The 12,213-nt window shown below is 69.8% G+C and carries 12 protein-coding genes; 8 read left to right on the forward strand and 4 right to left on the reverse strand.

Going from position 1 to position 12,213, the window contains the following annotated elements; translation table 11 throughout:
- Positions 1–38: 38 nt before the first annotated feature.
- Together AB0I04_RS45810 and AB0I04_RS45815 are read left to right on the forward strand one after the other, a co-directional pair.
- Positions 39–719, forward strand: coding sequence for a protein kinase (locus tag AB0I04_RS45810; protein ID WP_360899811.1), 681 nt, complete (start codon positions 39–41; stop codon positions 717–719).
- Between the two features lie 261 nt (positions 720–980).
- Positions 981–1,433 carry a cysteine dioxygenase family protein gene (locus tag AB0I04_RS45815; protein WP_360899814.1) on the forward strand — a complete coding sequence of 151 codons (453 nt, stop codon included), beginning with the start codon at positions 981–983 and terminating at the stop codon, positions 1,431–1,433.
- Between the two features lie 10 nt (positions 1,434–1,443).
- Here the strand turns inward: AB0I04_RS45815 and AB0I04_RS45820 are convergent, their stop codons facing one another.
- Together AB0I04_RS45820 and AB0I04_RS45825 are read right to left on the reverse strand one after the other, a co-directional pair.
- Positions 1,444–2,061: an AAA family ATPase gene (locus tag AB0I04_RS45820; RefSeq protein ID WP_360899817.1), complete on the reverse strand. Its 618-nt coding sequence runs from the start codon at positions 2,059–2,061 to the stop codon at positions 1,444–1,446.
- Entirely contained in the window at positions 2,037–2,486 is a 450-nt protein-coding gene (locus AB0I04_RS45825) for an Lrp/AsnC family transcriptional regulator (RefSeq protein WP_360899820.1), read from the reverse strand. Before AB0I04_RS45825 ends, AB0I04_RS45820 begins: the two co-directional genes overlap by 25 nt.
- Positions 2,487–2,621: 135 nt before the next feature.
- Here AB0I04_RS45825 and AB0I04_RS45830 point away from each other — a divergent pair, with 135 nt between their 5' ends.
- The 3 genes from AB0I04_RS45830 to AB0I04_RS45840 all read left to right on the forward strand — a co-directional run bounded on the left by AB0I04_RS45830 (position 2,622) and on the right by AB0I04_RS45840 (position 7,013).
- Positions 2,622–3,470, forward strand: a complete 849-nt coding sequence (locus tag AB0I04_RS45830) for a tryptophan 2,3-dioxygenase family protein (RefSeq protein ID WP_360899823.1) — start codon at positions 2,622–2,624, stop codon at positions 3,468–3,470.
- A 12-nt stretch (positions 3,471–3,482) separates the two neighbouring features.
- On the forward strand, positions 3,483–4,664 hold the full coding sequence (gene kynU, locus AB0I04_RS45835; RefSeq protein WP_360899826.1) for a kynureninase: 1,182 nt from the start codon (positions 3,483–3,485) through the stop codon (positions 4,662–4,664).
- A gap of 573 nt (positions 4,665–5,237) precedes the next feature.
- Positions 5,238–7,013 carry a methyltransferase gene (locus AB0I04_RS45840; protein WP_360899829.1) on the forward strand — a complete coding sequence of 592 codons (1,776 nt, stop codon included), beginning with the start codon at positions 5,238–5,240 and terminating at the stop codon, positions 7,011–7,013.
- A gap of 246 nt (positions 7,014–7,259) precedes the next feature.
- Here AB0I04_RS45840 and AB0I04_RS45845 read toward each other — a convergent pair whose 3' ends face one another.
- Positions 7,260–8,078 carry a hypothetical protein gene (locus AB0I04_RS45845; protein ID WP_360899832.1) on the reverse strand — a complete coding sequence of 273 codons (819 nt, stop codon included), beginning with the start codon at positions 8,076–8,078 and terminating at the stop codon, positions 7,260–7,262.
- A gap of 659 nt (positions 8,079–8,737) precedes the next feature.
- Between AB0I04_RS45845 and AB0I04_RS45850 the strand changes: the two genes are divergently transcribed.
- Positions 8,738–9,778: a mechanosensitive ion channel family protein gene (locus AB0I04_RS45850; protein ID WP_360899835.1), complete on the forward strand. Its 1,041-nt coding sequence runs from the start codon at positions 8,738–8,740 to the stop codon at positions 9,776–9,778.
- Positions 9,779–9,940: 162 nt separating this feature from the next.
- On the opposite strand, the gene AB0I04_RS45855 is transcribed toward AB0I04_RS45850, so the two are convergent.
- On the reverse strand, positions 9,941–10,417 hold the full coding sequence (locus AB0I04_RS45855) for a MarR family transcriptional regulator (RefSeq protein ID WP_360899838.1): 477 nt from the start codon (positions 10,415–10,417) through the stop codon (positions 9,941–9,943).
- A gap of 39 nt (positions 10,418–10,456) precedes the next feature.
- Here AB0I04_RS45855 and AB0I04_RS45860 point away from each other — a divergent pair, with 39 nt between their 5' ends.
- Together AB0I04_RS45860 and AB0I04_RS45865 are read left to right on the forward strand one after the other, a co-directional pair.
- Positions 10,457–10,957, forward strand: coding sequence for a universal stress protein (locus tag AB0I04_RS45860; RefSeq protein ID WP_360899841.1), 501 nt, complete (start codon positions 10,457–10,459; stop codon positions 10,955–10,957).
- 155 nt (positions 10,958–11,112) lie between these two features.
- Entirely contained in the window at positions 11,113–12,114 is a 1,002-nt protein-coding gene (locus AB0I04_RS45865) for an alpha/beta hydrolase family protein (RefSeq protein WP_360899844.1), read from the forward strand.
- Positions 12,115–12,213: the final 99 nt, after the last annotated feature.

Below are 12,213 nucleotides of genomic sequence, written 5' to 3' on the forward strand. Positions count from 1 at the left end.
GGAGCCGACCACGACACGCGCCGGGCTGCTCGCGGCCCATGCCGACCTGTTTGCTACGCCTCGCCAGGGGCCTGGCCGAGGCGCTCAGCGCGATCCACACCGCAGGCGTCATCCACCGGGACCTCACGCCCGGCAACGTCGTCCTGCGCGACGGTGATACGGACCCTGTTGTGATCGACTTCGGGCTCGCCCGGATCATCGACACGGAATCGGTCGTCACCGCGCCGCGGGGGTTCGTCGGAACAGCGACCTACCTCGCTCCGGAGGTCATCGGGGGAGGTCGCGTCGGTCCCGCCTCTGATGTGTTCTCCTGGGCGGGGACCTTGGTGTTCGCGGCCACCGGCCGGACTCCCTTCCATTCCGACTCGACCGCCCCTTTCCGTTCCCACTGGGAGAGCCTGCCGGCCGCCGAGCAGGCCAGAAAGTGGGAGCAGGTCAGGCCGGGGACCTTTGACCGGATCATGGACGGGGTGGAGCGGGCCGAACGGCACCAGAACCTGCTGGACTGGGCGGAAATGGCCCTGCGCTTCCTTGGACTGCTATCGGGGCTGTCCGTTGTCATCGTGCTCGCGCTGATCTCCAAACACATTGTCGACAAGGGCGCCCCGACACAGGCGGTGGGCATCTTCGGCGCCGGAGCCGCCTCGATCATCGGCGCTTTCCTGACGACGGGGCGAGGGAGTCCTGACGGCCGTGGTAGACGCTTCAGAGGTCGCTAGAGCTCTGATCGGCCGGTGCTCGGCTGATGTGCACGGCGCCGGTGTCCGCCCACCCGCCGACCTCCTTCCACGACCAAGACGCACTTCCGAACCATCCAGATTGACTTACTAGGGAATTGCCGCCATGCTCGACCCATGCACTCCGAGGTTCCCCGTTGGCTGAACCTGCCCGTCGATCTGCGACGGCAGGCGAGCGCGCTGTGTACCACGCCCGTACCCGCGTGAACCGAAGGGCCTCAGAGTGAACAGGAGCAGCAGTACATGGCCGCGAGCACTTCCGCGCCCGCCCAGACCCGTCTGGCCGACATCGCCCGGCGGTTGGCGACCGCCCCCGACGAATGGATCCACCGCGTACGCCTGAGCACCGAGGAACGCTGGTACGAGCGCCTCCACCAGGACGATGATCACGAGATCTGGCTGCTCAGCTGGATGCCGGGCCAGTCGACCGGCTTCCACGACCACGGAGGTTCCCGGGGGGCCTTCGCCGTCGCCCTCGGGGGCCTGCGCGAACACGACCTGGCCGTCGAACGCGACCTCGCGCCCGGCGACTTCCGGGAGTTCGGGCCGGACTACATCCATTCGGTGACCAACGTCTCGACCGCCCCGGCGATCAGCGTCCACGCGTACTCGCCCCGGCTCACGACGATGAACCGCTACGACCTCGTCGACGGCGGCCTGATCAAGCTGGTCGAGGAGCGCGCGGACGACTGGTGACACGCCGCCGTCAGCGGGCGGCGAACCGCAGCGCGCCGAGCCCCATCGGCCCTGACGGGTCGGGCGTCGCGTCGGTTCGCACCACGGCGTCGGCGCGGTCGCGCGTCGCCTCGCGTTCGAGCATCGCGGCCTCCTGCGCCGCCCAGCGTTCCCAGTGCGGCCGGTACGTGTCGCCATCGCGGTCCAGCGCGCGCTTCCGGCGGGTCCGGTCCGCCGCCTCCAGCCACACCAGCACGCTCGCGTGGCGGGCGGCACGGCGTGCTCCGGCGCCGACGCCCTCCACGATGAGCAACCCAGGCGGCGACAGCTCGATCGGGTCGCCCCACGTCTGGTCGATCCAGTCATAGTGCGGGACGCGTGCGGCGTGCCCGGCGGCGAGGGGCTCGAGCACCTCCGCGACCAGCAGGTCCACGCCGTGCTCCAGGCCGTCCCAGCCGCCGTAGAGGCCCTCGAGGCCGATCACGGGGGCGTCCAGCTCCTCCCGGAGCAGGGCGGCCACGGTCGACTTGCCCGAGCCGGACCGCCCGTCGATCGCGATGACTCGGGTACGGCCGGCCCGCGGCGGAGCTTCCCGCAGCAGGGCGCCGAGTTCCCGTACCACCATCAGGCGGAGGCGAGGGGTCGCCACGGGATCGGAGTGGACAGGACCATCGCCGAACTCGTCTCGCCGTGGGACGCGAGGCGCACCAGGATCCGCTCGAGCTCGGCGACCGAGGTGGTGGCGACCAGGACCATGGAGCACACGTCCCCGGTGAGCCGGGACACCTCGAGGACCTCGGGAATGTCGTCGAGCAGCTCCGGGTGCACGGTGATGCAGCGGGCGCCGTAACACTTCATCCGGACCTGGGCGACGACGGAGAACCCGGCCGCCGCCGGATCGACCCGGGCGTGATAGCCGGTGATCACGCCGGTCTCCTCCAGCCGGCGCACCCGCTGGGCGACCGTCGGAGCGGACAGGTGGACCCTGCGGGCGAGTTCGTTGAAGGACAGCCGTGCGTCCTCCTGGAGCGCCCCGAGAAGGGCCCAGTCGACGGCGTCGAGGTCGGGTTTCACGCTCGTAAGCCTAACCGCCACATTTGGTGACGATCGTAAAGAATTGGCGTCTCAGCGGTCCCCGTCGCCCCTGTGGCCTCGGGATCGAGCCGCGCAGAATGGTTTTCGTCCACAACGTGATGAAGGAGGTCAAAGGTGACGTCCGAAGCATCGTCCGGCTGCCCCGTACTGCACTCAGCCGATGAGCCGAAGCTCGACTTCGGCGGCACCACGCCGTACGAAGACTATGTGCACGCGTCCACCCTGCACGCGCTCCAGAGGCCGGTCACCGACGAGCCTCTCGAGATGTCGTTCCTCGTGGTCACCCAGGTGATGGAGCTGTACTTCGGCCTGCTGGTGTTCGACCTGAGGAACGCCCGCGACCGGCTGCGGGCCGACGACGTCCGTGGGGGCGTCGCCGCGCTGCGCCGCTGCACCGCGCACCTGAAGGCGCTGCGCGCCGCCTGGCTGCCGATCGCACGGATGACCCCGCGGGAGTTCAACGCGTTCCGCGACGCCCTCGGCGAGGGATCCGGGTTCCAGTCGGCGGCGTACCGGCACGTGGAGTTCCTGCTCGGCGAGAAGTCCGCGTCCATGCTCGTGCCGCACCGGTCGGTCCCCGCCCAGCACGCCGAGCTGACCCAGGCGCTCGGCGAGCCGGGCGTCTACGACGCGGCCCTCGCACTCCTGGCTCGCCGGGGCCACTCCGTACCGGACGAGGTGCTCCAGCGCGACCTCACCCAGCCGTACAGCCCCCACTCCGCCGTGGAAGAGGTCTGGGCCAAGATCTACGCCACCGACGCGGGCGAGGTGACCCGGCTCGGGGAGGCACTGACCGACGTCGCCGAGGAGTTCACCGGCTGGCGGCACGACCACCTGATGGCCACCCGCCGGGCGATGGGCGCCAAGCAGGGCACCGGAGGCTCCGCCGGGGTGGCCTGGCTGGAGAAACGAGTGAGCCGGGATATCTTCCCGGAGCTGTGGACCGCCCGTTCCCACGTGTGAGGATCGCCGCTGATGGACCTGACCGTACGCGCCGCCGAGCTCGACGCCGCCGACCCCCTGGCGCGCCTGCGCGCCGAGTTCGACCTGCCGCCCGGCACCGTCTACCTCGACGGCAACTCCCTCGGCGCCCCGCTCCAGCGGGTCGCCGACCACGTGGGGAGGGTCGTCCGCGAGCAGTGGGGCGGGCGGCTGATCCGGTCGTGGTCGGAGGGCTGGTGGGAGGCGCCCCGGCGGGTCGGCGAGCGGATCGCCCCGCTGGTCGGGGCCGCCCCCGGCCAGGTCGTCGTCGCCGACTCGACGAGCGTGAACATCTTCAAGGCCCTCGTCGCCGCCGTACGGCTCGCCCCCGGGCGGCGGGAGATCCTCGTCGACGCCGCGACGTTTCCCACCGACGGGTACATCGCGGCGTCGGTCGCCGAGCTCACCGGCACGGTGCTGCGGGCGGTGCACGTCGACGACCTTCCGGCGGCGCTCGGTGAGCGCACCGCCGTGGCGCTGCTCAACCACGTGGACTACCGGACGGGCCGCTTGCACGACATGGCGGCCGTGACGGAGCTGGTCCACGCGGCCGGCGCCCGCGTCGTCTGGGACCTGTGCCACAGCGTCGGCGTGCTCCCGATCGCGCTGGACACGCTCGGCGTCGACCTCGCGGTCGGCTGCACGTACAAGTTCCTGAACGGCGGCCCCGGCGCACCGGCGTTCATCTACGTACGCCGTGACCTGCAGGAGACGTTCGACCAGCCGCTGTCCGGCTGGGGCGGCCACCGCGAGCCGTTCGCCATGGCCCCGGACTACGTCCCGGCCGAGGGCGTCGAGCGGGCCCGCTGCGGCACCCCCGACATCCTGTCCCTGCTAACACTGGAGTCGGCTCTGGAGGTCTGGGACGGCGTGGCCCTGACCGACGTCCGCGCCAAGGGCCTGTCCCTGACGGGCTTCTTCATCGAGTGCGTCGACGAGCTGCTCCCGTCCGGCGCGGTGGAGGTGCTGACGCCTCGGGACGAGCGGCGCGGCCACCAGGTGTCCCTCCGCCACGAGGCCGCCGAAGCCGTCATGACGGAGCTGATCAAGCGCGAGGTCGTCGGCGACTTCCGCGCCCCCGACGTCCTCCGCTTCGGTTTCGCCCCGCTCTACGTCACCCACACCGACGCACACCACGCCGCGCGGCTCCTCGCCGACATCCTCGCGACGGCCTGACCCGCGGTCGCCGCCGACCCCACATCGCAGAGCTCGCCCGAGCCCTGCGGGTGTCGGAGACCGACCTCGTAGGCGGACCCCTCGGCACGGATCCAGTGCAGTCCGCACCCCACACCTATGTTCCGCCGCTCCGGGTCGCCGTGGAGTCAAACGGCATCAGCCTCGGTCAGCACGAAATGGCCCCGCTCCCTGGCCTTTGATGGGCAGAAGAGCGGGGCCGTCGCGTCGTCGTCCAACGGCTCACCGTGGCGCGTCCAGCTCCGGCCAGATGATCGACCGACAGCTCAGGGCTCCCGAACCTCGCAGGTCGCGGCTTCCCCAGTAGTCGGCGACCGAAGCAGGAACTCCCGAACCGGCACGCGACCCCAGGCCCATGTGGAACGATGATCATCGTCGATGATCCCGACGATGGAGTTCTCACGGAATCACCACTGCGGCGACCGATACGGAGACACCAGTCGGACACGAGTTCAATAAGCCACCGAACTGCGCACGGCATGACGCGCCCTGACTACAGCCGGTAAGTCACCGACTCGACAATCAGGTAAGTATCCAGCGATTCGGGAGAATGTCATGGAAACATTCGAAGGCGAGCATTCCATTGATGAAGCCGGGGTCACCGGCGATATGCCCCTCGGGGACATCGATGCCGGGCGCATCCGACGGGTCATGGACTTCACCCGGTCGTTGAGCACTGGCAAACTGCTCGCCGAGCTCCTGCCCAGTGGCACGCCCGAGCACGTCGCCGCGGAGATCGCACGGCACTGCCGCGTCGCGCACGGCTCGGTCATGGTGTTCCCGTCCGGACCGAGCGCCCTCGCCGCCTCACTGACCGATATCGGGCTGAACCCCGGGGCGCCGCGGCCGAGCACCGTCGTACGCGAAAGGGTGGCCCGCCGATATGGCATTCCCGACGCGGACCTGCAGGTCCAGATCGTACATGCCGCCATTTCCGATGCGGAACCAGACCATGTCGGTGAAATCGAGATATTCCTTTGCCCAGTGGGGTCAGGTGAGAGATTCCAACGGCTGCTGGACGATGAACGCCGGGCCAACCATGAAACACATTTCGCAATCGACGTCGCCGCGCCCGAACCACACCTGACGGAACGGCTGTGGGAGCTGCTCACCGGCCCTGCGGGAATGGCGCCCGACGGCGGCGGATTCAACCCTTATGAAGGCCCGGCGGGCCGCACCGTACTGTACTTCCGCACCGAGGGTCTCGTCGCGCCCCAGGGGTGGCCGCGCAGGCTGGAGTTGCTCGTCGACGGCCATCATGATCTGCTGGCCACCCACCTGCGGTCGTCGGAATCGTCTCGTCCGGCCCGCACCGCGCCGGAGCCGCCCGCCGACGAGGAGGCGACGCGGCGGATGCTGGACCTGCTGACCGGTGCGTGGACCACCCAGGCCCTGTGCGCGGCCGCGGAGCTCGGCATCGCCGACCACCTGAAGTCACACCCGGCGACCAGCGCCGAGCTCGCCACGCTGACGAACGCCGACCCCGACCTGTTGCACCGGGTACTGCGGTACCTGGAGTCACTGGACGTCTTGCGCCGGGACGACGGGCGATGGAGCCTGACCGGGCTCGGCATGACGCTGCGGACCGGAGCACTCCGCGACGTCGCCCGGCTGTACGGCGGGATCTTCTACCGCAGCTTCGGCTCCCTCTCGCATTCCGTCCGCACGGGTGAGAACGCCTTCGAGCACGCCCTGGGCATGCCGCCGTTCGACTACCTGAACGAGCATCCTGACCAGGCAAGCGTCTTCCACGGCGCCATGGCGGCCGGGTCATCGTGGTTCAGCGGCGTCCCCAAGGTGATCGACTTCACCGACGCGGGCACCGTCGTCGACGTCGCAGGCGGCCACGGCGACCTGCTCCGCCACATCCTCGTGGCGGCTTCCGCCACCCGGGGCGTGCTGTTCGACCAGCCTGCGGTGGTCGACGCGGCCCGCGAGGAGCTCGAGAAGGACGGCCTGCTCGACCGGTGCGAGGTCATCGGCGGCGACTTCACCGAGCGGGTGCCGGAGGGCGGCGACGTCTACTTGCTCTCCCGCATCCTCCACGACTGGGACGACGAACAGTGCCTGAAGATCCTGGCGAACTGCCGCCAGGCCATGTCGGAGACCGCCCGGCTGGTCATCATCGAACGCCCCATCCCGACGGACGGCACACCGTCCCTGGCCATCGCCTGGGACGTGCACATGGCCGTCAACAACATCGGCGGGCGGGAACGCACCTACGAGGAGTACCGCCGGCTGCTGCGCGTCGCCGGTTTTCACCTGGTCGACACCCGGCCGCTCGCCCTCGACATGGCGGCCCTGACCGCCGTTCCGGCCGACGGCTCATGACCGGGACGGCCGGGATGTGGCCGCACGCGTGATCGAACCGGCGCGGACCGGCCGATGCCGCGCCCGTACACGCGGTGGGTCTCCTCGGAGGCGAAGGTATCCGCGGTGCACGCGCGCGGTGTCCGCGTTCACGTTCGGGCGCCGACTCGGCGAGAAACGGATGCCCGGGACGAACTTGGTCCGGCAAGTCCGCCCCGGGCGGTCCCGAGGGCGCGGATCCCGCCAGCGGCGGCGGGCCGCGCCCGGCTACTTGTGCCGCAGGATCGTCTTCGGCAGGTTGAAGGGCAGCCGGTTCTTGGCGGGCTTGGACCGCGCCTTCTTGCGCAGGGCGGGGTACAGGTCGGTGTAGACCTTGCTCGCGAGGTAGGTGCGCATGCTCGCCGTGTTCTGGCCGGAGGCGGCGGGCAGGCCGCCGCGGAGGTTCACGATCGGGGTGAGGACGCCGCAGCCGCTCGCCCCCGGGACGCTGTAGGCGTTGTCGTTCAGGGTCAGGCCGACGATGCCGTCGTCGTACGGGGTGAGGCTCGTCGGGTCCACCGTCGTGTTCAGCTTGATCGGCGTCTTCTTCGTGCCGATGTAGCACGTGGTGCCCAGCAGCGCGTTGATCAGCTTGATGCGCAGGTCGATGGTGGAGTGCAGGTTGCCGCTGTCGTCGACGGACAGCCCGAAGTTCCCGACGTACTTCGGCAGGGCCTGCAGCTTGATGCCGGGCATGTTCTCGGTGCCGGGGATGCCGAGCTCCCCGCCGGGCACCGTCATCGCCTTGGCGGTGACGGTGACGATCTGGACCTGCTTGCCGGCGTGGTCGGGACCGTTGGCCACGCTGATCGTCATGCGCTCGGTGAGCGGCTGGGTGATGCCGCCGAGCTTCATGGATCCGCCGCCGACGACGAAGATGTTGCACCACCACTGGGCCGGGTCGGCGCCGACCGGCAGCCGGTCGGGGCACGAGGTGAAGTCGACCTTGACCGGGGAGGGGGCGGCGTGGGCGGCGGGGGCGGTCAGGGCGAGCACGATGGGGGCGGCGGTGGCCGTGGCGAGGATGCGGCGCGTGATCGACTTCATCCAGATACCTCTCAGGTGGTGGCATGGTGCAGCCACGGTCGAGATGCGCCACCGCCCTCGGTGAAGGCGGTCGCCGAGCGGGGTCTTACGGTGCACGGCGCAGGTCGTCGGGGCTCCGGGGCGGGGATCCGCCGGCCGGACGAACCCCCGGTCGAACCGGTGACCAAGATCTAAAACGGCGAACCCCACCAGGTCAACCGGCCAGTAGCGATCTTGGCCGTACCTGGCCAACCACTGCGCTGCGTGACCACCCAGGTGCGACATTCCGTAAAAAAGCCACCTACCTGGCTTTTCGCCAGAAAAGCCACAATCTCCCCGCGCGCCAACGCCGGGCTGGCTACGCTCGATCTTGTCAGCGGCGACGTGATGCGGTCTTTGCCCGACATCGAGAGTGTCCTCGTCAGGACACGGGACGGGCGGCCGCCGCGAACGCGCCCCTGCCCGGCGAATGCCACCGCACCCGGTGGGGCATTCGCGGGATTCCCGGCCTGGCCGCCCGCGCGAAGCGGGGTCTCCGGCCGGGCCGCCAGCCCGAGAAGGAGGAATCGAATGATGACGTCCGGCTGCGTTCGGCCGGCGACAGAGTACGGCGGTCGCCCGGCCGCCGACTGGTGCCTTTCCACGAGATCACACGACCGGCTCCCGGCGGGAGGCTGCCGGTGACCGAGCCGTTGGACTGGCAGCGACTCGTCGTGGCGATGGCCGTGACCATCGCCGCGGCAGCAGCTGGCTTCGGCCTGCGCACTCTCCTGGGCTGGCTCACCCGCCGGGCGGTGAAGACCCGCTGGACCTGGGACGACCTGTTCTTCAAGCTGCTGCGCGACCTCGCGGTAGTGCCCTGCACGGTCCTCGGCCTGTGGGTCTCGGTGCTGATCCTGCACCTCAAACCGGGCATCCGGACGACGACGGGCCGCGTCCTGGTGGCCGTCCTCATCCTGACGATCTCCATCGCGATCGCGCGTTTCGCCGCCGGCGTCGTCTCCTCGATCGCGCTGGCCAGGTCGGGCGTCGCACAATCGGCGACGATCTTCGTCAACATCGTCCGGGTCGTGGTCGTCGGGATCGGCGCCCTCATCCTGCTGCAGAGTCTCGGGGTCTCCATCACCCCGTTGCTGACCGCGCTGGGCGTCGGCGGCCTCGCGGTCGCGCTGGCCCTGCAGGACACGCTCGCCAACCTCTTCGCCGGAGTGCACATCCTGGCGTCGAGGAAGGTCCAGCCCGGCGACTTCGTACGGCTGGACAGCGGCCAGGAGGGCTACATCATCGACATCAACTGGCGGAACACGACGATCCGCCAGGTGCCCGACAACCTGGTCGTGGTCCCGAACTCACGGTTCGCCGACGCGATCGTGACGAATTACCACCGGCCGGCGCAGGACATGTCGATCTCCGTGAAGGTGGTCATCGGCTACCACAGCGACCTGGAGCACGTCGAGAAGGTCACCCTCGACGTCGCCCAGGAGGTGATGGCCACCGTGGACGGCGGAATGACGGACTACGAGCCCTCCGTCCGGTTCAACGCGATGGGCGAGTCGAGCATCGGATTCTCGGTCAACCTGCGGACCCGGGAGTTCACCGACCAGTACCTCGTCGTGCATGAGTTCATCAAGCGGCTACACCGCAGGTACCGCAACGAGGGGATCGACATCCCGTTCCCCCAGGGCAGCCTCATCCTCGCCGGCGCCGGCTCGGCCCGCTGACGGCGAAACGGCCGGGAACCGAGTTCGGACGAACCGGCCGGTGACGACCGGCGCAATCGGCTCCAGACGAACCGGCCGGATCGGGTTCAGACGAGCCGGTCGATGACAGCCGGGGACCGGGTTCAGACGAGCCGGCCCCGGTGAAGACCGGTGAGATCGGGTTCAGACCAGCCGGTCGGTGACAGCCGACAGCCGGCGGACGAGGGACACGGCGTGTTCGCGTTCTTCGGCGGCGAGGGACTCCCAGATCTCGGCGAAGCGGCCGACGAGGTCCCGTCGCTTCTCCTCCAGCACGGCCCGTCCCGCGGCGGTCAGAGTGAGGCACATGCTCCGGCCGTCGCGGGCGTGCGGGGCCCGCGCGACCATTCCCCTGCGCTCGAGCGCCGTCAGGGCGCGGGTGACCGTCGGCTGGGCCAGCCCGGCCTGCTCCGCGACCGCCGACACCCCGCGGTCCCCCACGACGTCGATCGCTCCCAGGACCACGAGCTGCGGCACGGAGATGGCGTCTCCCGGGACGTTGTTCGCGGCGCCGCCCGTACGCCGCGCCGCGCGCAGCAGATCCAGCACGGCGTCGACGAAATCGTCGAAAAGGTCCTCCGATTCGTCACTTCTGGTCGCCACATCGTCCCGATCGGTCATCTATATAGCGTACTATGGAGTTCGAGTGAGGAGCAGGCCATGATGGACGAGTCATTCACCCCGGGCTCCGACGGCCCCGCCCGGGACGCACGGCACCGGCCCCTGTTCGTCGTGGGCGTGGACGGATCGGACTCCGGCCGCGCCGCGCTCTCCCAGGCCGCGGAAGAGGCCGCCGGCACCGGCGCGCAGATCCTCTGTGTGCACGTTCGCCCGCAACCGAGTCTCTGCGAGCTCACGGCGCTCGTCGCCCCCGGCGCGGCGCTGATCAGCCGTGACTGCCGAGACATCATGGAGATGCAGGCCTGGCTCGACTCCGTCCAGATCCTCGATCCGACCGGCCTGCCCTGGGAGTTCGCCGTCCTCAGCGGTCGGCCCGACAAGCGCCTGGGAGAAGTGATGATCGCCCGGCACGGCGACGCGCTGTTCGTCGGGCAGTCCCTCCGCCCCGGTCGATGGTCCCGGCTGTTCCACCGCTGCCCCGCGCGCCGGCTCGCCCGGTCCCAGGAGTATTCGGTCCACCTCGCCACCACCGCGCCCTGACCGTTCCGCGTTTTGTACGCCGGTGCCAATCGCCGCGCCGTTTTCGTGCGTACCGTGCGCAGCGAACGACCCCCGATTCCGCAAAGGTGATGACTCCTCGAGTTGATCACTACGTCCGGTGACATGGGCGGGTGCGGAGAGCGGTGGAGCATCGCATGGTCGGTGGCGGTTTCACGCGCGGATTCACCGGTGTCCTCCTGATGGTGGTCGCCTCGGCGGGCGTCCTGGCCGATACGGCCGACGCGGCCGTGAAACGGGTCACCGCCGACGACGGCGCGAAGATCACCGCTGAGCACTGGATCGACGCCCGTACCGTCGACCTCACGGTCTCCTCCCCGGCGCTGGGGGCGACGGTGCCGGTCCGTGTCCTCGTGCCGCGGAGCTGGTCCCGCTCGGCCAAGAAGTCCTGGCCGGTCGTGTACGCCTACCACGGAGGCCGGGACACGTACGTGTCGTGGACCCGGAGCACCGACATCGAGAAGGTCGCCGCCTCGTGGGACGTGATGGTCGTGATGCCCGACACCGGGTGGGCGGGCTGGTTCACCGACTGGTGGAACGGCGGCAAGCGCGGCACCCCGAAGTGGGAGACCTTCCACACCTCCGAACTCCTCCAGCTGATGCAGCGCAACTACCACGCGGGCACGCGGCGCGCCACGATGGGCGTGTCGTCCAGCGGATACGGAGCGGTCAAGTACGCCGCGCGCCACCCTGGCATGTTCAAGTACGCCGTCTCGCTCAGCGGCGTTCTGCACCTCACGCAGACCGGCGTGCCCGCCCTCGTCATGTTCGAGGCGAGCGAGAAGTACGACCCGTTCCGGATCTGGGGCGTCCCCGGCATCGACGACAAGAACTGGAAGGCGAACGACCCGTACGTCCTCGCCGCGAAGCTCAAGGGGACCGGGCTCTACCTCGCCAGCGGCCTCACCGGGCTGCCCGGCCCGCACGACCCGGCCGGCGGCAAGGAACCGGTGGAGCTCCAGGAGGTCGTCTGCGGGGCGACGACGGTCTCGCTCGTGAACCGTCTCCGCAAGCTGCACATCCCCGTCACCGCGCACATCTACCAGAAGGGCTACCACGACTGGTCGACGTGGCAGCCGGAGATGCACACCGCGTGGCCGCTGATGATGAAGGCGCTCAAGGCCAAGAAGCTCGGCTGACCGGGGCACCCGTTAGCCCGCGAGCCTCCCGGGTAGGGGCGGAGCGTTGTGTCCGACGCTACGACGGGGTTGACGCCCAGCCCTTCCGTACGGTGCGCC

It is taken from the genome of Actinoallomurus sp. NPDC050550 (assembly GCF_040655075.1).
GTDB lineage: Bacteria > Actinomycetota > Actinomycetes > Streptosporangiales > Streptosporangiaceae > Actinoallomurus.

Excerpts from the sequence above, each read along its gene's own strand:
- AB0I04_RS45810 (WP_360899811.1), top strand. The coding sequence starts at position 39 with ATGCCGACCTGTTTGCTACGCCTCGCCAGGGGCCTGGCCGAGGCGCTC.
- AB0I04_RS45815 (WP_360899814.1), top strand. The coding sequence starts at position 981 with ATGGCCGCGAGCACTTCCGCGCCCGCCCAGACCCGTCTGGCCGACATC.
- kynU (WP_360899826.1), top strand. The coding sequence starts at position 3,483 with ATGGACCTGACCGTACGCGCCGCCGAGCTCGACGCCGCCGACCCCCTG.
- AB0I04_RS45840 (WP_360899829.1), top strand. The coding sequence starts at position 5,238 with ATGGAAACATTCGAAGGCGAGCATTCCATTGATGAAGCCGGGGTCACC.
- AB0I04_RS45845 (WP_360899832.1), bottom strand. The coding sequence starts at position 8,078 with ATGAAGTCGATCACGCGCCGCATCCTCGCCACGGCCACCGCCGCCCCC.
- AB0I04_RS45855 (WP_360899838.1), bottom strand. The coding sequence starts at position 10,417 with ATGACCGATCGGGACGATGTGGCGACCAGAAGTGACGAATCGGAGGAC.
- AB0I04_RS45860 (WP_360899841.1), top strand. The coding sequence starts at position 10,457 with ATGATGGACGAGTCATTCACCCCGGGCTCCGACGGCCCCGCCCGGGAC.
- AB0I04_RS45865 (WP_360899844.1), top strand. The coding sequence starts at position 11,113 with ATGGTCGGTGGCGGTTTCACGCGCGGATTCACCGGTGTCCTCCTGATG.